Here is a 23,221-nt window from a genome sequence, read left to right on the forward strand (position 1 = left end):
GGTGGTCTTCGGTCGGGTGCGCGTCGCGCCCGTGGCGGGGGGGGGGGGGTGGTGCCGCCCGCCCGGCGGCCGTCAGGCGCCGTCGTCGGCGAGGCGGTGCCGGTTCGCCTCGATCCAGGCGTCCAGCGCGGCCGGGTCGTCCGGGTCCACGCCGTCGGCCATCAGTTGCGCGACCGCGGCCGTGGCCGGGCTGCGCCGCTCGCCGGTGGAGTAGAGCCGGGCGAACTCCGGCACCATCTCCTCGATCGCCTCGTCGGTGCGTGTCGCGGCCGCCTCGGGCAGCCCGCGCTGGCGCGACGCGTACCGGGCCCAGGCGCGCAGCACCCGGGGCAGCATCGCCGCGTCGTCCATGTCCAGCACGGCGCGGCGGTGCACCCAGTCGAGCAGGAAGAGCCCGGCCACGGCCGGGCTCCACCGCATCGGGTCAGCGTCCGGGAAGCTCGCCGAGTGGTCCAGCAGCAGGCTCAGGCAGAAGTGCAGCGAGGCGAGTTCCGGGCCGTCGACGCTGTCGAGCCCGAACCGGGCGGCCTCCGGCGCCGCCAGGAACCGCCGGACCAGGTCGGTGCGCTCGGCGGCGGACAGCGGCTCGACCTCCGCCGGGCCGGTCGGGTCGGCTGCCGTGGGGAGTAGCGCCAGCCGGGCGCCGACCAGCGCGCGGTCGGTGGAGAGCGAACCCTCGCCGGGCAGCTCGGTCAGGTCGTCGGTGACCGAGAGATGCCGGGCCACCTCGCCCCGCAGCCGGGACGGGTCCTCGGTGCGGAACCAGGTCAGCTCGTCGTCGGCGCACATCTGCCGGACCTGGTCCAGGATCCGCTCCGCCGGCCCGCCGACGAAGATGTCCTTGGTGATCCCGATGTTGTGGTCGACCAGGGCCACCAGGGCGTGCTCCGGGCCACCGGCCGCGTCGTCGTACGCGAAGGTGGCGAGGTAGGAGGTCTGGTCGCCGTACACGTCGCCGTACGCCCAGCTGCCGGTCAGGTGCACCCGGCCGAGCTGCCCGGACCAGGCGGGCGCCTGGCTGCCCGGACGCACCCGCTCGGTGCCCTCGGCGGTCGGGACGAGCGTGGCGAAGACCTGCCGGATGGTGGTCGCCGCCGCGATCCGGCGGCGGGCGGTGGCGGCGAGGAACCCGGTGACGAACTCCCGCACGGCGGTGTCGCGGTCGGTCTCCGCGATCGCGTAGACACTGCCCAGCAGCGCGCTGCCGAGCATCTCGGCGTCGAGGGCGGACTCCAGCTTGGTCACGTCGCGTGCGGCGTGCAGCACCGCGTCGTAAGGGGTCTGAGGCGTGGCCATGCTCCGACCCTACGCCGGTCGGGGCGTACCAAGCGGCGTCAGCGGCGGGCGGCGTCCCGCAGCGCGTCGCGTGCCTGCGCGTAGGAGGCCAGCACGATCCGCACCGGGGCGAGCACGTACTCCGCGCCGACGTCGGCGACCTTGGCCGTCAGGCGCTGCTCGGCGCGGGCGCGGGCCCGCCGGGCGGCCCAGCGCACCACCGGGCGGGTCACCGCCGCCACCAGCAGCCCGGCCAGCAGGCCGCCGAGCAGCAGCAGGGTGGGCAGCGGCACCTGGCCGACCATCGGGTTGTCCAGCGCGGGCAGGCCGAGCGCCCGCAGCGCGTAGCCGAGCACCAGCCAGCCCAACCCGACCACGGCGGCCAGGGTGACCAGCCACTGCACACCGCCGACGACCCGCCACCAGAGCGGTCGCCTGTCCAGGCCGAGGTCGGTGCCGGCGATCGTCCGGTCCAGCGCGTCCGGCAGGTCGCCCAGGCGGGACCGGGCGGCGGAGGTGACCGCCGCCGGCCAGGCGGCGGGCAGGTCGGCGGCGGCCCGGTCGGCCACCGCGCGGATCGCCAGGCCGAGCGCCGAGCGTTGGGTGGCGGTCGGATCGGGCACCGAGGTCGCCGCGACCAGGCTCTCCGCCGGGTCGGCCGCGCCGCCGGTCGGGCCGGGCAGGTGCAGCCGGCGCAGCGGGTCGGGTCGGAGCCGGCGCCAGCCCCGCACCACCGGCCAGCCGGTGGCCGCGCCGGCCCGATGCCGGTACGCCTGCTCCACCGCCTCGGTCACCGCCGGCACACCGGCCGTGCCGGCCAGCGCCCGGTTCAGCGCGGCGACGGCCGTTCCGTCCGGGCCACCGGCCGGTCGGGCCGAGCCGACCAGCTCGTCCAGGCCGGCGACGACCGAGTCGACGTCGCCGGCCAGCCGACGCAGGGCGGCCTGCCGCTCGGCGACCGTACGCTCCAGCGCGGTGCGCAGCCCGACCATCCCGGCCGGGTCGATGGCGGTGGTGGCGAGCAGTGGCACGCCGGTCAGCCCGTCGGAGTCGAGCAGCCGGCGCAGGTCGTCCAGGACGCGGGGTAGCTCGGTCGGTGGCAGCCGGTCGGCCTGGTTGAGCACGACCAGGGTGACGTCGCGGTGCCGGTGGAACTCGCGCAGGTAGCTGTCGTGGATGACCCGGTCGGCGTACTTCTGCGGATCGACCACCCAGACCACCTGGTCGACCAGGCCGAGCAGCCGGTCCACCTCCAGGCGGTGGGACCGCTGCACCGAGTCGAAGTCGGGCAGGTCGAGCAGGATCAGCCCGTGCAGCGCCGTCTCGTCGTCCGCGTCGAGCGCGCTCTCCCGGACGAAGCGGTGCCGGGGCAGCACCCCGGTCCAGTCGAGCAGCCGGTTGGCGCCCTCCAGCGGCCCCCACACGCACGCGTGCGTCACGCCGGTGGTCGGCCGGCGGACCCCGACCGGGGAGAGTTCCAGCTGGGCCAGCGCGTTGAACAGGCTGGACTTGCCGCTGCCGGTGGCGCCGGCGAGGGCCACCACGGTGTGATCGCGGGACAGGGCGAGCCGGGTGCCGGCCCGTTCGACCAGGGTGTGCGCCGGCACCAGCTCGGAGTCCGGCAGCAGGCCGTCGACGGCGGTCAGGAATCGGCGTACGGCCTCCAGGCGGGCGATCAGCGCGTCCGGGTCGACCCGCTGGTCGCCGCGGAACGCCTCGCGTACCCGGCCGGCGATGTTGGTCACCGCGAACCCTCCTCGTCGCCGACCGGCAGGGTGCCGTCGCCGGTGGCCAGGCCGCTGCGGTGCCGGGCCAGCTCGACCCGTCCGGCGGCCCGCCGCAGCGCGTCACCGGCCGCCTCGGCGGGTCGGGCTTCGGCGGTGCGGGTCAGGAAGCGGTCCGCCTCCGCGTCCAGCAGCGTCCGGACCCGCGCCACCAGGTCGACCCGGGCCTTCGCGGCGAGGGTACGCACCGCCTGGTCGCCGAAGATCGCCTGGAGGACAGCCTGCGCGGCGACCGTCGTACCGGCCCCGGTGGCCAACTCCAGCCCGGTGGGGATGAACGCGGTCGAGGCGAACACGGCGATCATCACGGCCAGCCCGGTGGCGTTCACCGCGTACGCGGCGGTGCGGGCCACGAACCGCTTGTCGCCGCCCTCGACCCGGACCAGCTCCAGCACGCCGCGTTGCCAGTCCCGGACCATCCGTTCGGCGCGTTCGGGCAGGTCGTCGCTCGGGTGGGCGAGCCCCGGCTCGAGCAGGTCCGCTCCCGCCGGGTGTGCCTTCCACCCGGTGTACGCGGATTCGGCGGCCTCGGACGCGACGCCCCGCAGCAGGGTGACGAGCTGCGACTCGATGGCGTTGCGCAGCTCGGCGGCCGGCGCGGGCCGGCCGGTGACGGCGGCCACCACCCGGTCGCGGAGTCGCCCGATGCGGGCCTCCAGCGTGCGGAAGAACTCGCCGGTGCCGACGAACTCCTGCCAGCGGGCCAGCACCTCACCGCGGAGCAGTCGGCCGTCCTGCAGGCCCTGCTCGACGGTCCGCTCGGCACCCCGGTACGCGGCCCGGACCCGTTCGTCCAGCCCGTTGGCGGCGGTGACCTGCTCGTCGGCCGCGTCGGCCAGCTCCTCGACGGCGGGGTGCAGGGCGGCCAGCGCGCCGTCCAGGGTCTGCCGGACCACCGCCGCGCGGGCGTCCGCGTCGGCGGCCAGCCGGGCGAACCAGTCGGCCAGCGGCGCCGTGACCCCCTCGGGCAGCAGCCCCTGACCGTCGACCCAGGTCTCCGGGAGGACGAACAGCGGCGCCCGGCCCAGATCCTGCGCGGCGAGCATCTCGGCCAGGTGCGCGGCGATCTCGTCGCTGGCCTCGGCGGGCACCCGGTCGAGCACCATGGCGATCACTGCACCCCGGGCCCGCGCGCTGCGCAGCAGCTCCCACGGCACCGCGTCGGCGTACCGGGCGGCGGTGGTGACGAAGAGCCAGAGGTCGGCGGCGGCGAGCAGTTGGCTCGCGAGCGCCCGGTTGGCGTCGACGACGGAGTCGATGTCCGGTGCGTCGAGGAAGGCCAGACCCGGGGGCAGAGCGGGGGCGGTGACCAGGTGCAGGGAGCGTGGATCGTCGCTCGGCTCGGTGGTGCGGGTCAGCCCGGGCAGCAGGTCGCCCTGCCGGAACCAGGACGCGTCGGCCGGGTTGCAGACAAGCACCGGGGAGCGGGTGGTGGGCCGCAGCACACCGGCGGCGCTGACCCGGGCCTTGACCAGGCTGTTGACCAGGGTCGACTTGCCCGCGCCGGTGGAACCGCCGACCACCACGAGCAGCGGGGCGTCCAGTCGGGCGAGCCGGGGCAGCAGGTAGTCGTCGAGCTGGTCGGTGAGGGCGCTCGCGGTCTGCCGGGCGGCCTTGGCGGAGGGCAGGGCGAGCGGATAGCGGGTCGCGCCGATCGCGGCCTTCAGGCCCGACAGCGCGCCGGGGAGGCTGTCGTCCCCGGTGGTGGCGGGCGGCTCCTCCGCGGCGTCCGGCGGGCCGGTGCGGGCTGCGACGGCGGGCGCGCCGGAACGGGTGGCGGAATCGCCGTGCGTCGTCACCGCTAAAGCGTGCCCGACCGATGCAAGGGAAGACAACCGGACGGTAATAACGGCTGGGTTGCGTCGGGTCGGCTCAACTCAACTTGACGATTCGCCAGCGCGTGGCACTATTGAGTCCAGTTCACTCAACTTGTGGTGGGGTCCGCTGCGGGCGGTGCCCGCCGAGCAGTCGCGGGCGATGCCCGCCACCTGCACAACCTTACGAAGTGAGGAAGCGAAGATGGCACGTGCGGTCGGTATCGACCTCGGCACGACGAACTCCTGCGTCAGCGTTCTCGAGGGCGGTGAGCCCACCGTCATCGCCAACGCTGAGGGCTCGCGGACGACCCCGTCGATCGTCGCGTTCGCCCGCAACGGCGAGGTGCTCGTCGGTGAGGTCGCCAAGCGCCAGGCGGTGACCAACCCGGACCGGACGATCCGCTCGGTCAAGCGCGAGGTCGGCACGAACTGGTCCGTCGACATCGACGGCAAGAAGTACACCCCGCAGGAGATCTCGGCCCGGACGCTGATGAAGCTCAAGCGGGACGCCGAGGCGTACCTGGGCGAGCAGATCACCGACGCGGTGATCACCGTCCCGGCCTACTTCAACGACAGCCAGCGCCAGGCCACCAAGGAGGCCGGTGAGATCGCCGGCTTCAACGTGCTGCGGATCGTCAACGAGCCGACCGCGGCCGCCCTGGCGTACGGGCTGGACAAGGGCTCCAAGGAGCAGACCGTCCTGGTCTTCGACCTCGGCGGCGGCACCTTCGACGTCTCGCTGCTGGAGCTCGCCGAGGGCGTCATCGAGGTCAAGTCGACCAGCGGTGACAACCACCTCGGTGGCGACGACTGGGACCAGCGGATCATCGACCACCTGGTCAAGACGTTCCGCGGCGAGCACGGCATCGACCTCAGCCAGGACAAGATGGCCCTCCAGCGCCTCCGTGAGGCCGCCGAGAAGGCCAAGATCGAGCTGTCCGCCGCCACCACGACCAACATCAACCTGCCGTACATCACCGCCGGCGCGGCCGGCCCGCTGCACCTCGACGTGACGCTCAGCCGCGCCGAGTTCCAGCGGATGACGCAGGACCTGCTGGACCGCTGCAAGGGCCCGTTCGAGCAGGCCGTGAAGGACGCCGGGATCAAGATCTCCGACGTCGAGCACGTCATCCTCGTCGGTGGTTCGACCCGGATGCCCGCCGTGACCGACCTGGTCAAGCAGCTCACCGGCCGCGACCCCAACAAGGGCGTCAACCCGGACGAGGTCGTCGCCGTCGGCGCCGCCCTGCAGGCCGGTGTGCTCAAGGGTGAGGTCAAGGACGTCCTGCTGCTCGACGTGACCCCGCTGAGCCTGGGCATCGAGACCAAGGGCGGCATCTTCACCAAGCTCATCGAGCGCAACACCACCATCCCGACCAAGCGCTCCGAGGTCTTCACCACGGCGGACGACAACCAGCCGTCGGTGCTGATCCAGGTGTTCCAGGGTGAGCGGGAGATCGCGGCGTACAACAAGAAGCTCGGCACCTTCGAGCTGACCGGCCTCCCGCCGGCGCCGCGCGGCGTGCCGCAGATCGAGGTCGCCTTCGACATCGACGCCAACGGCATCGTCAACGTGCACGCCAAGGACCTGGGCACCGGCAAGGAACAGAAGATGACGATCACCGGCGGCTCGTCGCTGCCGAAGGACGACATCGAGCGGATGCGCCGGGACGCCGAGGAGCACGCGGAGGAGGACAAGCGCCGCCGCGACGACGCCGAGACCCGCAACGTGGCCGAGGCGCTCCAGTGGCAGACCGAGAAGTTCCTCGCCGAGAGCGGCGACAAGCTGCCCAGCGAGAACCGGGAGCAGCTCAACGAGGCGCTCGGTGAGCTCCGGGGTGCCCTGGGCGGTCAGGACATCGAGAAGATCAAGTCCGCCCACGAGAAGCTGGCGCAGGTCTCCCAGCAGGCCGGTTCGCTGCTCTACTCCCAGCAGGCCGAGCAGGGCCAGCAGCCGGGCGGCGAGGCCGGCCCGGGTGCGACCGGTGCGACCGGTCCGCAGGCCGGCGCCGCCGACGACGTGGTCGACGCCGAGATCGTGGACGAGGACGGCAAGAAGTGACCATCGGCCTCCGACACGTATCCACGGCGAAGGGGATGAGGTAGCCGCATGACGCAGAAGCCACGAGCCGCCGACCCGGGCGACACCGGGTCGACGCCGGGTGGCTCCGCGCCCACGGAGCCGGCCACCGGCGACGGGGAGCGGGTCGTCATCCGCAACAACCGCAAGCTCACCGACACGTCGGAGCCGGCGGGCACCGCCACGGACGCGGGCAGCGACGTACCCGCCGAGGGCCTGGTCGAGGACGCCGAGATCGTGGTCGACGAGATCGAGGCCGAGGTCAACTCCACCGACGGGCCGGAGCCGTCCGGCCCGCCGGTGGTGGACGCCCCGGCGCAGCCGGTGGACGGCGGTGGTACGTCGCTCGGCGCCGAGCTGGAGGCGCTCCGGGCCGAGCTGGACGAACGGACCAGGGACCTGCAGCGGGTGTCGGCGGAGTACGCCAACTACCGCAAGCGGGTCGACCGGGACCGCAGCCTGGTCCAGGAGCAGGCGACCGGCTCGGTGCTGGCCGCGCTGCTGCCGATCCTCGACGACCTGGACCGGGCCCGGGAACACGGCGACCTGGTCGGGCCGTTCGGAACGGTGGCGGAACAGCTCACCACCGCGCTGGGCAAGTTCGGCCTGAACGCCTTCGGCGAGCAGGGCGAACCGTTCGACCCGACCCGGCACGAGGCGGTCGCGCACCAGACCTCGGCCGAGGTCAGCGAGCCGACCTGCGTGCAGGTCATGCGACGCGGCTACCAGCTCGGTGAGCGGCTGCTGCGCCCCGCGCTGGTCGCGGTCGCGGATCCGGAATAGTGCGAGACAGTGACCGGGTCGTCCCGTCCCCCGCACAGCGGTGGACGGGACGGCCGGGCCACAACGGTCGGAAGGAGGTGGTGGACCGGTGAGTTCGAAGGACTGGCTCGAGAAGGACTTCTACGCCGTGCTCGGCGTGGACAAGGCCGCCTCCGCGGATGACATCAAAAAGGCGTACCGCAAGCTGGCCCGGGAATCGCACCCGGACCACAATCCGGGCGACCCGAAGGCCGAGGAGCGGTTCAAGGCCGTGTCCGAGGCGTACAACGTGTTGTCGGACGCCGGCCGTCGCCGGGAGTACGACGAGATGCGTTCGCTGTTCAGCTCGGGCGCGTTCCGGCGCAACGCCCGGGCGGGCGGCCAGCCGGGCGGCATGCCGTTCGACGTCTCCGACCTGTTCGGCGGTGGTGCCGCCGGTGGCGGTGACCGCCGCTTCGGCGGGGCCGGCTTCCAGGACCTGTTCAGCTCGATCTTCTCGGGTGGGCAGGCCGGTGGGCAGGCGGCTCCACGTGGGCCCGCGCGCGGCCGGGACGTGGAGACCGAGGTGGCTCTGGACTTCGGCGACGCGGTGCGCGGGGTGACCCTGCCGCTGACGTTGCGCGCCCCCGGCGTCTGCGACACCTGCCACGGCAACGGTGCCAAGCCCGGCACCCAACCGCGTACCTGCCCGGTCTGTCACGGCGCCGGGGTCACGACCCGCAACCAGGGGTCGTTCAGCTTCTCCGAGCCGTGCGGCAACTGCCAGGGCGTCGGCACCGTGGTGGAGGAGAAGTGCCCGGAGTGCCACGGCAGCGGCGGGGTCACCAAGACCCGCACGATGAACGTGCGCTTCCCGGCCGGTGTGGCCGACGGCCAGCGCATCAGGCTGGCCGGGCGCGGTGAGCCCGGTGAGCGTGGTGGCCCGGCCGGCGACCTGTTCGTGCACGTCAAGGTCCGGCCGGACGAGCTGTTCGGGCGTACCGGAGACGACCTGACGTTGACCGTGCCGGTGACCTACGCGGAGGCCGTGCTCGGCACGGACCTGCGGGTGCCCACGCTCGACGGCGCGGTGACGCTGCGGGTTCCGCCCGGCACGCCCAGCGGGCGGGTGCTGCGGGCCCGGGGCAAGGGTGTGGTCCGTCGCGACGGGCAGGCCGGTGACCTGCTGGTCACCCTGGATGTGGTGGTGCCGGCCCGTCTGTCGGACGAGGCGCGGGCGGCGCTGGAGGCGTTCGCCGAGCAGAGTCCGCCGGCGGCGCGGGAACACCTCGACGCCCGGGTGCGTCGGGTCGGATAGTCCGGTGGGATGGACGCGGAGGTGAGCGGGATGTCGGGCGAGTTCCTCGGTTCGGGTGACCCTGCCTACGAGGCCAAGGTACTCATGATCTCGGTGGCGGCACGGATGGCGGGGATGCACCCGCAGACCCTGCGCCAGTACGACCGGCTGGGGCTGGTGCAGCCCGGCCGGGCTGCCGGAGGTGGCCGTCGATACAGCGTCCGGGACGTGGTGCTGCTGCGCGAGGTGCAGCGGCTCAGCCAGGACGACGGGATCAACCTGGCCGGCGTCAAGCGGATCATCGGGCTGGAGCGGTTGCTGGAGCAGGCGCAGCAGCGGGTCGCACGGCTGGAGGCGGAGCTGGACGCCGCGTACCGCCGGGTGGCCGAGCTGGAGTCACTGGCCCGTTTCCCGGGCCGGGATCTGGTGCCGACCAACCGCACGTCCACCGCGCTGGTGGTCTGGCGTCCCCGCCGTACACCCGACCGCTGACCCTGCTCCTCGGCCTGGCCCGCGCCGGATTTTCCGGCGCGGACCAGGCCGTTTCCGTTAGCCTGTTGATACGGGTCCTATCGCCTTAATTCGGGCCTATCGGCGCGGTTGGGGGAGCGATGACGGAGCAGGCGAAGAGCCTCGCTCAGCAGACGGAGGAGCGGTTGGAAAGTCTGGCCGACACCGTCCGCGAGAAGTTCGACAAGGTCACCGAGGCAACCTTTCGCGACCGGATCAAGGAGGGACGGTTCGCCGACCAGGACGACCACGGCGTCGACCCGGCCCGAGCCGAGACCGAGCGCAAGCAGGACTGATCCGGTGACCGACGTGCGGGCCGGGACCCACGGGGGGTCCCGGCCCGTTCGCCCTGCTTGCTTGCGGTTGTTGCCCGGCCTCAGCCGAGGCGGCGGTTTTCGCGGACCAGGCCGCCCTCGCACCAGTCCCGGTAGACGAAGAGGTCCGGCCGGGCCAGCAGGACGCGGCCGTTGTGCGCCCAGATCCTCATCAGCTCGTCGCCGTCGCGCTCGGCCTGCTCGACCAGCTTGCGGAAGCGGCGCTTGGGATGGGCACGAAAGTTCGTCCGGATGCCGTCCGCGGCGTAGATGTAGAGGCAGTGCAGCGCGAAGCGCCGCGCGGGGCAGGTCGCGTCCATCGCCAGCTCGAAGAGCGTCAGCACCAGGCGGTCGCCGGAGACCAGGAGGTCCCAGTCGGGTGGCATGGAGGACAACGGCACCGAATCGGGCTGGAACGCCCAAGCTCGCAACTCCGCCGGCGTCGGATCGACGGGGTTGGCAAAACCGTGGAACGTCGACTCCTGCACGCTCACCGGCCAACCTTCCGCTCTCGCCCGCGTCTGGCAACGCTGCCTGCGGACCGTGGCTGCTGGGGCGAAACGGTAACCCGCCGTCGAGTGCTGCGGTAGTACCCGCAGGGAGCAATTCGGCATCCGTCGGCCGGCCTGGCCCGAACGGCCGTTCGGGTGTCCTGGCCAGCGCCGCTGCCGCGCCGACAAGGGCACGGCAGCGGGCTGAACGTCAGTCGTGGATCGGCACCGGCTCCCGCCGCTGGGCCGCCGCGCGGTTGCGCAACCACCGCTTGAACCACGGGAAGTCGGGCAGCCGGGCCAGGATCGGCCCGGTCACCACGGTGATCAGGACGTACGTCGCGGCGAGCGCGGCCAACCGCGGCTCGACGCTGCCGGCCGCGACCGCGAGCCCGGCGATGACGATCGAGAACTCACCTCGGGGTACGAGGGCCAGGCCGGCCCGCCAGCGACCGGGTTCGGCGATGCCGACCCGGCGGGCCGCCAGGTAGCCGGTGAGCGTCTTCGTGCCCATGGTGACCACGGCCAGGGCGAGCGCCGGCAGCAGCACCGGCGGGATGTCCTGCGGGCTGGTGGTCAGGCCGAAGAACACGAAGAACACCGCGGCGAACAGGTCCCGCAGCGGCGAGAGCAGCTCGGTGGCGTGGTGTGCCACCGGGCCGGAGAGGGCGATGCCGACCAGGAATGCGCCGACCGCCGCCGACACCTGCAGCTTCGCCGCGATGCCCGCGATCAGCAACGTCAGGCCGAGTACGCCGAGCAGCAGCGCCTCCGGGTCCTTCGCCGACAGGGCGGACGAGATCAGGTGGCCGTACCGGATGGCGACCACCAGAACGATCAGCACCGTACCCACCGCGACGGTGAGCGCGATCCCGCCGCCGACCAGGCCGCTGCCTAGCAGCACGGCGGTGACCAGGGGCAGGTAGAGCGCCATCGCCAGGTCCTCGATGACCAGCACCGAGAGGATCACCGGGGTCTCCCGGTTACCGAGCCGACCCAGGTCGGCGAGGACCTTGGCGATCACGCCCGACGAGGAGACCCAGGTGATGCCGCCGAGCACCAGGGCGGCCACCCAGTCCCAGCCGAGCAGCAGGGCGAAGATGGCGCCGGGCAGGGCGTTGAGCAGCCCGTCGATCAGGCCGGCCGGTGCTGCCGAGCGCAGGTTGCCGACGAGCTCGTTGGCCGAGTACTCGAGGCCGAGCATCACCAGCAGCAGGATCACGCCGATCTCGGCGCCGACCGCGAAGAATTCCTCACTGGCGTCCAGCGGCAGCAGCCCGCCGTGCCCGAACGCGAGCCCGGCGAGCAGGTAGAGGGGGATGGGAGAGAGGCCGATGCGTCGGCTGAGCCGGCCGAGGAGCCCGAGCAGCAGCAGGAGCGCGCCGACTTCGATGAGCAGCGTGGTGAGATCGTGCATCCGCCTCAGCCGTCCGGGTCACTGTCGGCGAGGATGGCGGACACGCCGTCGAGACCCTGACGGGTCCCGACGACGACCACCACGTCACCGGCCGCGAAGCGGAAGGAGGGCTCGGGCGACACGTTCACCGTGCCATCGCGCAGCACCGCCACGATCGAGGCGCTGGTGCGGGTGCGAGCCTTGGTGTCGCCGAGCATCCGGTTGACGTACCGCGAACCGGCCGGGATGGCGATCTGCTCGGTGAGCAGACCGGCAGCCTGCTCGCGCAGCCCGGAGAGCTGACCGAGCATCAGCGACGCGCCGAGGATGTCGGCCAGCGCCTCCGCCTCGTCGTCGGTCAGCGGAATGTCCGCCTGGCAGGAGTCGGGATCGTCCGGGTCGTAGAGGACAAGATCACGGCGGCCATTGCGGTGGGAGACCACGCCCAGGCGGCGTCCGGACTCCGTCACCAGATCGTGGCGTACCCCGATCCCCGGTAAGGCGGTCTGCTCGACACGTACTCGCACCCGCCCAGGCTACCGCTAGGTGAACAGACGGCAGATCTTGGAAGCCACGTCCCCCGCCCAGCCATGATCAACACGAGATCGCCGATATCGCGGTATCCCAGGCGGCGGGACACCCCCAGATCAGCGATCTCGTGTCGATCTAGAGCGCGCGGCCGCGAGTCGGGGGGTCTACGGCTTCCCCGCCACGAACACGCCGACGCCTTCCAGCGTCTCGGTCAAGCCGGTCGCACGGAGGATCATCATGGCCTTGCCGACCACGGTGTCCGACACGCCGTACTCCTTGCAGAGCTGCGACCGGCTCGGCAGCTTCGTGCCGGGCGGCCACGCGCCTGATTCGACAGCGGGTTGATCGACTCGGTTTCGGTGATGTCGGGGTGTCCCGTTAGCCCGGATACCCCGATTTCCAGGACGTCGAGTCGATCTACCGGCGCGGTCAGCGGAGGGTGGCGAAGAACTCGCGGATGTCGCCGACCAGGGCATCGGTGGCCTGGTGAGCGGCGTAGTGGCCGCCGACGTCGCCGCGTCCCGCGACGTCCGTCTCGTACGCCGTCCAGCGGACGATGTTCGCGTGGTCCCGTTCGGCGAAGCGGCGGATGGACTGGAAGTCGCCGGGGAACATGGCCAGCGCCGTCGGTGCCGTCGTCGGCTCGGACGGCTGCTGACCGGCGTGCGCGTCCTCCCAGTAGAAGCGGATCGCCGAGGCGGCCGTGCCGGTGAACCAGTAGAGCGCCACGTTGGCCAGGACGAAGTCGTCGTCGAGGCTCTCGTCGAAGAGTTGGGCGTTCCAGGCCAGCAGCCCGACGGGCGAGTCGGCCAGCCCGTACGCCAGGGTCTGCGGCTGCTGGCTGTGCACCTGGTTGAAGGAGAACTTGTTCTCGTAGAACCACTGGAGGTGCCCGAGCGCCGCCTGGTCCGCCTCGGACAGCCCGGCGAACTCGGCCGGGTCGCCGGACGGGAACGAGAAGAGTTGCGTGACGTGCACGCCGAGGACGTGCTCGGCGTCGATCCGGCCCAGCTCCGGCGCGACCATCGAGCCGGCGTCGTTGCCGACCGCGCCGTAGCTGTCGTACCCCAGTCGGTTCATCAGCTCGGCCCAGGCGCGGGCGGTGCGGAAGCGGTTCCAGCCGGCGCTGCGGGTGGGGCCGGAGAACCCGAAGCCGGGCAGCGACGGGATGACCAGGTGGAAGGCCGGCGCCGCGGGGTCGCTCGGCTCGGTGAGCGGGCCGATCACGTCCTGGTATTCCAGCACCGAGCCCGGCCAGCCGTGGGTGAGCACCAGGGCGGTGGCGTCCGGCCGGGACGACCGGACGTGCAGGAAGTGGATCTGCTCGCCGTCGATCTCCGTGGCGAACTGCGGGTGGGCGTTCAGCCGGGCCTCGACGGCCCGCCAGTCGAACCCGTCCCGCCACCGGTCGGCGAGCGTGCGCACCCGGTCGGCGCTCATGCCGTACGTGTCGCCGGCACCGGGCAGCTCGGCCGGCCAGTTCGTGCGGCGCAGGCGGGCGGCCAGGTCGTCGAGGGCGGTCTGCGGGATCTCGACGCGGAACGGGCGGATCGCGGTCATTTCGAACTCCTCCGGAACGGAATGTTTCGTTCTGCAATCACGCTATCAGACCGGAACGATCCGTTCCAGTGTTAGTCTCTGGTCATGTCGACGACGTCTCCCAAGGCCCTGGCCGGCCGCCGCGCCCAGGCCGCCCGCAACGACGAGGTGATCCTCGAAGCCGCCCGCGCCGTCTTCCTCGACGACCCGAAGGCGCCGATCGCCGCCGTCGCGGACCGCGCGGGCGTCGGCATCAGCGCGCTCTATCGGCGGTACGCGGGCAAGGAGGCCCTGCTGCGCCAGCTCTGCCACGACGGGTTGCGCCGCTACATCGCCGTGGCCGAGGAGGCGCTCGCCGAGCCGGACGACTGGAACGCGTTCGCCGGGTTCCTGGCCGCGGTGGTCGACGCCGACGTGCACTCGCTCACCGTCCACCTGGCCGGCACCTTCATGCCGACCGAGGAGATGGGCCGGGACGCGCTGCGCGCCAGCGAGCTGGCCACCGCGCTCGTCGAACGGGCGCACGCCAGCGGGCGACTGCGCCCCGACGTGGTCGTACAGGACCTGGGGCTGGTGCTGGAGGCGTGCGCGGCGGTGCGCGTACCCGATGCGGAGCGGACCCGCCAGCTACGCCGCCGCCAGCTCGCGGTGCTGCTCGGCGGCCTGTCGACGGCGCCGGACTCCGACCCGCTGCCCGGCCCGCCCCCGGCGACCGGCGAGTTCGACTGGCGGTGGCGGCCCCGGGAGTGATGACCGTCACAGCGGTAAGGTTGAGCGGAATACGCTCAACTCTGGTTGTGTCCAACCCAGTGGACAACGCCGATCCGGGGGAGCCCATGAACACCGAGAAACTCACCACCAAGAGCCGCGAGGCCATCACCGGCGCCGTCGCGCTGGCCAACCAGCGTGGCCACGCCACCGTCGAGCCCTGGCACCTCCTGCTGTCCCTGCTGGACACCGACGGCTCGACCGCCGCCGGCCTGCTGCGCGCCGTCGGGGCCGACCCCGCCGAGCTGCGCCGGGCCGCCCAGCGGGCGGTCGACGCCCTGCCGGCCGCGCGGGGCTCCAGCCTCGCCGAGCCCACGCTGGCCCGGGAGTTCGTCAACGCCATCGGCGCCGCCGAGCAGATCGCGCGGCCGCTGGGCGACGAGTACACCTCCACCGAACACCTGCTCGCCGGCCTGGCCCGGGTGGGCGGCGCGGTGTCCGCCGCGCTGAAGTCGGCCGGCGCCACCGAGGAGGCCCTGGTCGCGGCCTTCCCGACCGTCCGGGGCGGAGACCGGCGGGTCACCACCGCCGACCCGGAGCAGACCTACCAGGCCCTCAGCAAGTACGGCGTCGACCTGACCGCCAGCGCTCGCGACGGCAAGATCGACCCGGTGATCGGCCGGGACTCGGAGATCCGCCGGGTCATCCAGGTGCTCTCCCGTCGTACGAAGAACAACCCGGTGCTGATCGGCGAGCCCGGCGTCGGCAAGACCGCGATCGTCGAGGGCCTCGCCCAGCGGATCGTGGCCGGCGACGTCCCCGAGTCGCTGCGCGACAAGAAACTGGTCTCGCTGGACCTCGGCGCGATGGTCGCCGGCGCCCAGTACCGGGGCCAGTTCGAGGAGCGGCTGAAGTCCGTCCTGGAGGAGATCAAGAACTCCAACGGGCAGGTCATCACGTTCCTCGACGAGCTGCACACCGTCGTCGGCGCCGGCAAGGGCGAGGGCTCGATGGACGCCGGCAACATGCTCAAGCCGATGCTGGCCCGCGGTGAGCTGCGGATGGTCGGTGCCACCACGCTGGACGAGTACCGCGAACACATCGAGAAGGACCCGGCGCTGGAGCGGCGCTTCCAGCCGGTGCTTGTCGGCGAGCCGACCATCGAAGACACCATCGGCATCCTGCGCGGGCTCAAGGAGCGCTACGAGGTGCACCACGGCGTCCGGATCACCGACGCCGCGCTGGTCGCCGCCGCGACGCTCTCCGACCGGTACATCACCGACCGGTTCCTGCCGGACAAGGCGATCGACCTGGTCGACGAGTCCGCGTCCCGGCTGCGGATGGAGATCGACTCCCGCCCGGTCGAGGTGGACGAGATCGAGCGGGCGGTCCGCCGGCTGGAGATCGAGGAGATGGCGCTGGCCAAGGAGCCGGACGCCGCGTCCGCCGAGCGGTTGGCGCGGCTGCGCCAGGAGTTGGCCGACAAGCGCGAGCAGCTCACCGTGCTCTCCGAGCGCTGGCAGACCGAGAAGAGCCACATCACCAAGCTCTCCACCGCCAAGGAGGAGCTGGAGCGCCTGGGCGGCGAGGCCGAGCGGGCCGAGCGGGACGGGGAGCTGGAGCGTGCCGCCGAGCTGCGTTACGGCCGCATCCCCGCCCTCAAGGTCGAGCTGAAGCAGGCCGAGGAGGAGCTGGCGCAGCTCCAGGCCGACGGCGCGATGCTCAAGGAGGAGGTCGGCGCGGACGACATCGCCGCGGTGGTCGCCTCGTGGACCGGCATCCCGGCCGGCCGCCTGCTCGAAGGCGAGACGGCAAAGCTGCTGCGGATGGAGGAGTCGCTGGGCGGCCGGGTGGTCGGCCAGGCCGAGGCCGTGAGCGCGGTGTCCGACGCCGTACGCCGGGCACGGGCCGGTGTCGCCGACCCGGACCGCCCGACGGGCAGCTTCCTCTTCCTCGGCCCGACCGGTGTCGGCAAGACGGAGCTGGCCAAGGCGCTCGCCGAGTTCCTCTTCGACGACGAGCGGGCGATGGTCCGCATCGACATGAGCGAGTACGGCGAGAAGCACTCGGTGGCTCGCCTGGTCGGCGCCCCGCCCGGGTACGTCGGCTACGAGGAGGGCGGGCAGCTCACCGAGGCGGTGCGCCGGCGGCCGTACTCGGTGATTCTGCTGGACGAGGTGGAGAAGGCCCACCCGGACGTCTTCGACGTGCTGCTCCAGGTGCTCGACGACGGTCGACTCACCGATGGTCAGGGCCGCACGGTGGACTTCCGCAACGCGATCCTGATCCTTACCTCCAACCTCGGGTCGTCGGTGATCAGCGACCTGACGCTGGCCGAGGAGCAGCGCCGGGAGGGCGTCCTGGCCGTGGTCCGGTCGCACTTCAAGCCGGAGTTCCTCAACCGGCTGGACGACATCGTGGTCTTCGCCGCGCTGCGCGGGGATGATCTGCGCTCCATCGTCGACATCCAGCTGGACCGGATGCGGCGGCGGTTGGCCGACCGGCGGCTCGGCCTGGAGATCACCGAGTCCGCGCGTCAGTGGCTGGCCGAGCACGGCTACGACCCGATCTACGGTGCCCGCCCGCTGCGCCGCCTGGTCCAGACCGCCATCGGCGACCAGTTGGCCAAGGCCCTGCTGAGCGGATCAATCCGAGACGGCAACACGGTAAAGGTAGACCTGACCCCCGCCACCAACTCCCTCACGGTAACCCCGGCCTGACCGCGGTGATCAAGAGGTTTGCGTCATGGGGACGTCTTCTCATGACGCAAACCTCTTGATCAACAGGGTGAGAGGTGGGCGGGGAGGGAAAGGGTTGGGGCATGTTCGGGATGCGTAAGGCTTGGGAGCGGGACCTTGGTGCGGCCGTGGACGAGTTGGTCACCGCCGACACGCTTGCTTTCGGTGGGGTGGGGATCGCCGGTGCGACCTTGCCGGTGACCGAGGCGTACCAGCGCGTCGAGGCTGCGCTCGACGACCACCCCGAGGAGGTACGCCGGCAGCTCGACCGGCTGCTCGCCGAGGGTTCACCCGCCGGCCGGGCGTACGCGGCGACGCTGCTGGAGCGTGCCGACCCGGCGGCGGCCCGAGCGGCGTGGACGTCGCTGCGGGACGACCCCACCGAGTTCACCACCTTCGTCGGCTGCGTCATGGGGCGCTCCACCCTCGGCGACTACGCCACCCAGCGACTCGCGGCGGCGTGACCCGGCCGCCGCACCGGCCGGTCGCGCACCCGACACCGACCGCTGGCCGCCCCGGCACGGGAGAGCGGCCCGCATCCGGGTATCCACAATGACCACGGCCGGCGACACCCCGGCTGCCGTCGGTAGCTGAGCTTTCGGTCACGACGCGACTCAATTCGGTGCGCGAGGTTGTTACCGTCTGCGCCGACGTACCTGGGGAGGTGGTCGGGTGGACGGGTCGCTGGCGTACCTGATGGCGGCGGTGGTCGTACTCATCGTGCTCGTGTTCGTCGTGCGGGCCCGGCGGCGGGCCGCCGCCCGGCCCACCGGCGTGCCGCCGGCCGCCCGGCCCACCCTTGACGGCGCCCACCGACTGGCGCCGGGTGATCGCGTGCGGATCGGCCAGCGGGAGTACGTCGTGAGCGGCACCATCCGCCTGGTCGAGGGGGACTGGAGCTGGGTGCAGCACCTCCTCGACGACGCCTCCGGCACGCCACACCGGCTCTCCGTCGAGGGCGACGGCGACCCCGAGTTGGAGTTGGTGCTCTGGACCGCCGAGCCCGGCGCGACCGTCACCCCCGGCGCCCCGACCATCGACCTCGGCGGGCTGCGCTACACCTGGGCCGAGACCGGGCAGGCCCGCTACACCGCCACCGGGGAGACCGGCCTGCCGCAGGCCGGGACGATGCGCTACCACGACTACCAGTCGGGCCCGAACGCCCGGCTCTCCTTCGAGGCGTACGGCGAAGAGGGCTGGCGGGTCGCCCGCGGCGACCTGCTCGATCCCGCCGACCTGGCGATCCGCCCCACCGACGACGGGCGCTGAGCGACCCGACGCGCCGCCGCATTCGGCACGGCATGCCGGAGTGGCCGGTTGCCGATACGGTGTGGGCCCGATCTAGGGAAGGAGAATCGTGGTCGATTCCCAGAGCACGCCGGCCCGCCAGCGGCCATCCACCGTGACGATTTCCAGCTACCTGCTCTTCCTGTTCCTGGCGTGCCAGGTGATCAGTCTCATCCTCACCCTCTCCACCATCGGCAAGACCCGCGACGTGCTCCGCGACGCCTACTCGAGCAGTACCGCCGAGGGCGCGGACCAGGTGGCGAACTTCGTCTTCGCGTTCGCCCTCGGCGCCGGCATCCTCGTGCTCCTGCTCGCGGTCGTGCTGGCCGTGCTGGCCATCTTCAACAACCGGGGTAGCAACGGTTCGCGCATCACCACCTGGATCGTCGGCGGCATCATGGTCTGCTGCACGGGTGGCACCGTGCTCAACGGCGTGGGCGGCGGCTTCACCACCGGTGGGAACAGCGGCGGCGACATGCCGAGCAGCGAGGAGGTCCAGCGCCGTCTCGAGGAGGCGCTGCCGTCCTGGATCGCCCCGGTCACCATCACGCTCGGCGTGATCAGCCTGCTCGCGCTGCTGGCGGCGCTCATCCTGCTGGCACTGCCCAAGTCGAACGAGTTCTTCCGCAAGCCCGCCGCGGCCTGGGAGCCCCCGACCCCCGGCACCAGCTACCCGGGCTACCCGCAGGCGTCCGGCCAGCCCGGTTACCCGCAGGCTCCCGGCCAGCCGGGCTACCCGTCCAGCGGCGAGCCGAGTTACCCGTCGAGTGGTGAGCCGGGCTACCCGTCGACGCCGGGCCAGGCACCCGGGTCGGAGCAGCCGGGCACCCCGCCGTCCGCGCCGCCGTCGGGCCCGTCCGGCACCGACCGGCCGGACGACACGCCGCCTGCGGACCGCCCCGGACCGACCCCGCCGTCAACCAGTTGACCGCTGGATAAGCACGACGCCGACGATCCCTCCGAGTAGGTTGCAACCCGACGCCTACCGGAGGGATCCGTCGTGTCGTACCCCGAATCGGCACCGCCCCGCCGGCCCGCCGTGGTCCTGGCGGCCTCGGCCGTGCTGCTGGTGATGGCGGTGGGCGCGCTCGCGTACGCCGTCGTCGACCTGGCGGTGCTGGGCCGGACCGTGGACGCGTTCCGGGCTGCCGCTCGGGACACCTCGGCGAGCCCGCAGCAGATCGACGACGTGGTGACCCTGCTGCGGGCGTCGGCGGTGCTGACCGCGGTGGTGGCGGCCCTCTCCGTACCCGTGCTCGCCGGCCTGGCCCTCGGGCTGCTGACGGGTCGGCGTGGCGTGCGGGTGGCCACCTGGGTGGTCTGCGGGCTCGGCCTGCTCGCGGGCTGCTGCAGCGTGGCGGTGCTCGTCGGCGAGCGGGCCGCGCCGCTGCGGCTGGGCGCCGACGAGCGGGCCACCGCCGAGCTGCTCGGCCTCATCTCGGACGCGTACCCGTCCTGGTGGATCCCGCTCAACGCCGGGCTTTCGGTCGGGCAGGCCCTCGGTTACCTTGTGGTAGCAACGCTGCTGACCCTGCCGGCGGCGAACGCCTGGTTCGGTCGACACCGCCCCACGTCACCCACCGCGCCGTCCGCCCCACCCGCGTTTCCGCCCGCACCGCACCAGCCCCCGCCGGCGTCCGCCGTGCCCCCGTACCCGCCCAGGTGAGGACCCGCCCGTGACGCTCGATCCCACGACCACCGAGCGACGGGCCCTGATCACCGGCGCCACCGCCGGCATCGGCGCGGCGTTCGCCCGACGCCTGGCGGCCGACGGCTGGCATCTGGTGCTGGTCGCCCGGGATGCTGACCGACTGGGCGAGATGGCCGCCGAGCTGGGCTCCCGGCACGGCCGTGCCGTGGAGACGTTGTCGGCGGACCTGTCCACCGACGACGGCTGCGCGACCGTCGAGCAGCGGCTGACGTCCGACAGCCCTGTCCACCTGCTCGTCAACAACGCCGGCATCAGCCTGAACAAGCCGTTCCTGCGCTCCACAGCGGAGGACGAGGCACGGCTGCTCCGGCTCAACGTGCACGCCGTCATGCGACTGACCCTGGCGGCGCTTCGGCCGATGACCGAACGGCGCGACGGGGCAGTGATAAATGTCTCTTCGGTTGCAGGGTTTGGCGCGGTGATGCCCGGATCGACCTACTCGGCCAGCAAGGCGTGGGTCACCAATTTCAGCGAGTCCGTCGGCCAGTCGGCACGCCCATTCGGTGTCCGGGTGATGGCTCTCTGCCCCGGCTACACCCGCACCGAATTCCACGAACGGGCCGGCATCAACATGTCGAAGACGCCGGAGTGGCTGTGGCTGCGAGCCGAGGATGTCGTCGACGAAGCCCTACGTGACCTGCGAAAAGGCAAGTTGGTAAGCATCCCCGCCTGGAAGTACAAGGTGGCGGTCGCCGGTCTGCGACACGCGCCGATCCGGCTGCTCCAGGCGGTCGCCCGCGACACCCGCAGCCGGATCGGTCGCGACGAGAACTGAGCCGTCGGTGCCCGCTCGCGCCGAAAGCTCCGTCGTCGGGCGTTGGCGCACCGCCTCCAGGTCGGTCGCTGAGCGTAGTCGAACATCGCCAACCGTCGGTTCCTCGCGGGGCTGATCAGGGAGGGCCGTGCACACGCCGTTCAGACTTGCGCAGTAACCTCTATCGCCATGGGGGACCACGACGACCTGCGTAAATTCATTACCGACCTGGCTGTGGTCCACGGACGGGTCGTGCTCTCCTCGGGGCGCGAGGCAGACTGGTACGTCGATCTCCGGCGTGTCACGCTCCATCACCAGGCCGCTCCGTTGGTCGGTCGGGCGCTGCTCGATCTCACCGCCGACTGGGAGTACGAGGCCGTCGGTGGGCTCACCCTGGGCGCGGACCCTGTCGCGCTCTCGATGCTGCACGCCGCCGCTCCGGCCGGCCGCGCCCTCGACGCCTTTGTGGTGCGGAAGGCGGGCAAGGCGCACGGTCTGCAGCGACGGATCGAGGGACCGGAGGTGGCCGGCCGCCGGGTGTTGGCGGTGGAGGACACGTCCACAACGGGCGGAAGTGTGTTGACCGCTGTCGAGGCGCTTCGTGAGGCCGGAGCCGAAGTCGTGGGCGTGGCGGTTATTGTTGATCGAGGCGCCGGCGACGCGGTGCGAGCCGCCGGATTGCCGTACAGGGCGGCCTATACGTTGGCTGACCTCGGCCTTGTGGCGTAAAAGTTTGCCGATTCGGATCTGCTGATATGCAGGCGGATCGATGCTGCTGGTGGAAGGATGGAATACGTGGGAACTGCGTTGGCCGAAATGACAATGCCTCAGATCTCGCCGCTTGCCGGTGAGCCGATCGAACGTGCCGATGCCGAGCGTCTCGCGGGGGTCCTCAAGGCCCTTGCGGATCCCGCCCGGTTGCGGCTGCTCAGCCTGATCCAGTCGGCCCCCGAGGGCGAGGCGTGCGTCTGTGACTTGACCGCGCCGCTCGGCCTCTCTCAGCCGACGGTCAGTCACCACCTGCGTATCCTCACCGAGGCCGGCTTGCTGGAGCGGGAGAAGCGCGGTGTCTGGGCGTACTACCGGCTGGTCCCGAGTGCGATCGCGACGATCGCCGACCTGCTGACCCCGCCGCGTAAGCGGGCCACCAAGAAGGCCCGCTGACATAGGCGCTGCGCACCGTCCCATGCCGGGGCGGTGTCCGGTGGCGAACCAGGGGTGGCGCCACCGGTAGGTGATACCTGCTCGTCCTCGGCCGCACCGCCGGAGGGCGGGCCTGACATGCCGACGGCCGACCCCCTCACCAGGGGGCCGGCCGTCGTCGTATCTCGGATCAGCGCTCCTGGCCGTGCCCCGGGTGCCGACGGTCGTGCGGGTGCTCGTCGTGGTCGAACTTCTCGCGTACCGCGTCGACCGCGCCCGCGGCGCTGGCCGCCGCGACCACCGCGACCGCCTCGCCGCGCTTGCGCGCCCGCCGGTCACGCAGGAACTCGAAGAAGATCGGCAGCACCGAGATCAGGATGATCAGGGCGACCACCGGCAGGATGTAGTGGTCGATCTTGTCGCCGATGGCCTTGTAGATCCGGTCGGCCAGCAGATAGCCGATCAGCAGGATGCCGTCCACCCAGAGCACCGCGCCGACGATGTTCCACATCAGGAACTGCCGAGCCGGCATGCCCAGCGCCCCGGCGACCGGGTTGAGGAACGTCCGCACGATCGGGATGAAGCGCGCCAGCACCACGGCCTTCGCCGGGCCGAACTTCTGGAAGTAGTACTCGGCCTTCTCGACGTACTCCTTCTTGAAGAGCCGCGAGTTGGGCCGCTCGAACATCCGCCGGCCGTACCGCGCGCCGAGCCAGTGCCCCAGCTGGGCGCCGAGGATCGCGCAGATCGGCCCGCCGATCAGCAGACCGGCCAGCGAGAGCCGGGTGCCGTCACCGAAGATGGCGTCCGCCACCGGCGAGGCTGCCACGCCGGCGAGGAACAGCAGCGAGTCGCCGGGGAAGAAGAAGCCCACCAGCAGGCCGGTCTCGGCGAAGAGGATCACCCAGACGCCGACCAGCCCGAAGGTCTGCAACAGGTCCTTGGGATCGAGCGGGTTCAGGGCGACGCTCTCCGTGAGAGCACGGGTCTTCTCAGCTGTGTCCACGGCCACAAAGGGTACCGAAGCCCGGTGCCCGCACCGCGCCGGACCGGGCCCTACCACCCGCTGGCCGTAAACGACGGTGCCCCGCCGACCTGTGTGGTC

General features: G+C 72.1%; 23 protein-coding genes. 14 read left to right on the top strand and 9 right to left on the bottom strand.

The window, feature by feature from the left end; all coding sequences use genetic code 11:
* Positions 1-72: 72 nt before the first annotated feature.
* From ABZU46_RS20660 to ABZU46_RS20670, 3 genes are read right to left on the bottom strand one after another with little or no spacing between them, the layout of a single operon-like run.
* A complete protein-coding gene (locus ABZU46_RS20660) occupies positions 73-1,296 on the bottom strand; it encodes a hypothetical protein (RefSeq protein ID WP_354860191.1) in 1,224 nt (407 codons plus the stop codon).
* 38 nt (positions 1,297-1,334) lie between these two features.
* Positions 1,335-3,020 carry a GTPase gene (locus tag ABZU46_RS20665; protein ID WP_354860195.1) on the bottom strand — a complete coding sequence of 562 codons (1,686 nt, stop codon included), beginning with the start codon at positions 3,018-3,020 and terminating at the stop codon, positions 1,335-1,337.
* Complete coding sequence (locus ABZU46_RS20670) at positions 3,017-4,858, bottom strand: ABC transporter (protein ID WP_354860198.1); 1,842 nt, start codon at positions 4,856-4,858, stop codon at positions 3,017-3,019. The genes ABZU46_RS20665 and ABZU46_RS20670 overlap by 4 nt, the downstream gene beginning before the upstream one ends.
* Before the next feature lie 220 nt (positions 4,859-5,078).
* On the opposite strand from ABZU46_RS20670, the gene dnaK reads away from it, so the two are divergent.
* From dnaK to ABZU46_RS20695, 5 genes are all read left to right on the top strand, one after another.
* Entirely contained in the window at positions 5,079-6,938 is a 1,860-nt protein-coding gene (gene dnaK / locus ABZU46_RS20675) for a molecular chaperone DnaK (protein WP_354860200.1), read from the top strand.
* 48 nt (positions 6,939-6,986) lie between these two features.
* Entirely contained in the window at positions 6,987-7,739 is a 753-nt protein-coding gene (grpE, locus tag ABZU46_RS20680; protein ID WP_354860203.1) for a nucleotide exchange factor GrpE, read from the top strand.
* 88 nt (positions 7,740-7,827) lie between these two features.
* Positions 7,828-9,015 (top strand): molecular chaperone DnaJ, encoded by a 1,188-nt coding sequence (dnaJ, locus tag ABZU46_RS20685; protein WP_354860205.1) that lies wholly within the window; start codon positions 7,828-7,830, stop codon positions 9,013-9,015.
* Between the two features lie 30 nt (positions 9,016-9,045).
* A complete protein-coding gene (locus ABZU46_RS20690) occupies positions 9,046-9,486 on the top strand; it encodes a helix-turn-helix transcriptional regulator (protein ID WP_030332087.1) in 441 nt (146 codons plus the stop codon).
* A 119-nt stretch (positions 9,487-9,605) separates the two neighbouring features.
* The gene (locus ABZU46_RS20695; RefSeq protein ID WP_354860207.1) at positions 9,606-9,800 is read left to right on the top strand and encodes a hypothetical protein; all 195 of its coding nucleotides are present in this window, start codon (positions 9,606-9,608) and stop codon (positions 9,798-9,800) included.
* A gap of 80 nt (positions 9,801-9,880) precedes the next feature.
* On the opposite strand, the gene ABZU46_RS20700 is transcribed toward ABZU46_RS20695, so the two are convergent.
* The 5 genes from ABZU46_RS20700 to ABZU46_RS20720 all read right to left on the bottom strand — a co-directional run bounded on the left by ABZU46_RS20700 (position 9,881) and on the right by ABZU46_RS20720 (position 13,796).
* Positions 9,881-10,312 (bottom strand): hypothetical protein, encoded by a 432-nt coding sequence (locus ABZU46_RS20700; protein ID WP_354860209.1) that lies wholly within the window; start codon positions 10,310-10,312, stop codon positions 9,881-9,883.
* Positions 10,313-10,520: 208 nt separating this feature from the next.
* Positions 10,521-11,726: a cation:proton antiporter gene (locus tag ABZU46_RS20705; RefSeq protein ID WP_354860212.1), complete on the bottom strand. Its 1,206-nt coding sequence runs from the start codon at positions 11,724-11,726 to the stop codon at positions 10,521-10,523.
* A gap of 5 nt (positions 11,727-11,731) precedes the next feature.
* The gene (locus ABZU46_RS20710; RefSeq protein WP_007454242.1) at positions 11,732-12,232 is read right to left on the bottom strand and encodes a TrkA C-terminal domain-containing protein; all 501 of its coding nucleotides are present in this window, start codon (positions 12,230-12,232) and stop codon (positions 11,732-11,734) included.
* Between the two features lie 168 nt (positions 12,233-12,400).
* Positions 12,401-12,625, bottom strand: a complete 225-nt coding sequence (locus ABZU46_RS20715) for a winged helix-turn-helix domain-containing protein (RefSeq protein WP_354860262.1) — start codon at positions 12,623-12,625, stop codon at positions 12,401-12,403.
* 40 nt (positions 12,626-12,665) lie between these two features.
* Positions 12,666-13,796, bottom strand: coding sequence for an epoxide hydrolase (locus ABZU46_RS20720; RefSeq protein ID WP_354860214.1), 1,131 nt, complete (start codon positions 13,794-13,796; stop codon positions 12,666-12,668).
* Positions 13,797-13,880: 84 nt separating this feature from the next.
* Here ABZU46_RS20720 and ABZU46_RS20725 point away from each other — a divergent pair, with 84 nt between their 5' ends.
* The 9 genes from ABZU46_RS20725 (at position 13,881) to ABZU46_RS20765 (ending at position 22,137) form a co-directional block, all read left to right on the top strand.
* Complete coding sequence (locus ABZU46_RS20725; protein ID WP_354860217.1) at positions 13,881-14,525, top strand: TetR/AcrR family transcriptional regulator; 645 nt, start codon at positions 13,881-13,883, stop codon at positions 14,523-14,525.
* An 86-nt stretch (positions 14,526-14,611) separates the two neighbouring features.
* Positions 14,612-17,203 (top strand): ATP-dependent chaperone ClpB, encoded by a 2,592-nt coding sequence (gene clpB / locus ABZU46_RS20730; RefSeq protein WP_354860219.1) that lies wholly within the window; start codon positions 14,612-14,614, stop codon positions 17,201-17,203.
* Between the two features lie 101 nt (positions 17,204-17,304).
* Positions 17,305-17,685 carry a hypothetical protein gene (locus tag ABZU46_RS20735; RefSeq protein ID WP_354860222.1) on the top strand — a complete coding sequence of 127 codons (381 nt, stop codon included), beginning with the start codon at positions 17,305-17,307 and terminating at the stop codon, positions 17,683-17,685.
* 208 nt (positions 17,686-17,893) lie between these two features.
* On the top strand, positions 17,894-18,490 hold the full coding sequence (locus ABZU46_RS20740) for a DUF4178 domain-containing protein (RefSeq protein WP_354860224.1): 597 nt from the start codon (positions 17,894-17,896) through the stop codon (positions 18,488-18,490).
* Positions 18,491-18,578: 88 nt separating this feature from the next.
* The gene (locus tag ABZU46_RS20745) at positions 18,579-19,436 is read left to right on the top strand and encodes a hypothetical protein (protein WP_354860227.1); all 858 of its coding nucleotides are present in this window, start codon (positions 18,579-18,581) and stop codon (positions 19,434-19,436) included.
* Positions 19,437-19,508: 72 nt separating this feature from the next.
* Entirely contained in the window at positions 19,509-20,174 is a 666-nt protein-coding gene (locus tag ABZU46_RS20750; protein WP_354860230.1) for a hypothetical protein, read from the top strand.
* 10 nt (positions 20,175-20,184) lie between these two features.
* A complete protein-coding gene (locus ABZU46_RS20755) occupies positions 20,185-20,994 on the top strand; it encodes an SDR family oxidoreductase (RefSeq protein WP_354860233.1) in 810 nt (269 codons plus the stop codon).
* A 168-nt stretch (positions 20,995-21,162) separates the two neighbouring features.
* Positions 21,163-21,702: an orotate phosphoribosyltransferase gene (gene pyrE, locus ABZU46_RS20760; RefSeq protein WP_354860236.1), complete on the top strand. Its 540-nt coding sequence runs from the start codon at positions 21,163-21,165 to the stop codon at positions 21,700-21,702.
* A 57-nt stretch (positions 21,703-21,759) separates the two neighbouring features.
* Positions 21,760-22,137, top strand: coding sequence for a metalloregulator ArsR/SmtB family transcription factor (locus ABZU46_RS20765; protein ID WP_007454255.1), 378 nt, complete (start codon positions 21,760-21,762; stop codon positions 22,135-22,137).
* 169 nt (positions 22,138-22,306) lie between these two features.
* Here the strand turns inward: ABZU46_RS20765 and ABZU46_RS20770 are convergent, their stop codons facing one another.
* Positions 22,307-23,128: a DedA family protein gene (locus ABZU46_RS20770; protein WP_354860239.1), complete on the bottom strand. Its 822-nt coding sequence runs from the start codon at positions 23,126-23,128 to the stop codon at positions 22,307-22,309.
* Between the last annotated feature and the right edge of the window lie 93 nt (positions 23,129-23,221).

Origin of the sequence: Micromonospora sp. NPDC005197, from assembly GCF_040608295.1 — a bacterium.
Lineage (GTDB): Bacteria > Actinomycetota > Actinomycetes > Mycobacteriales > Micromonosporaceae > Micromonospora.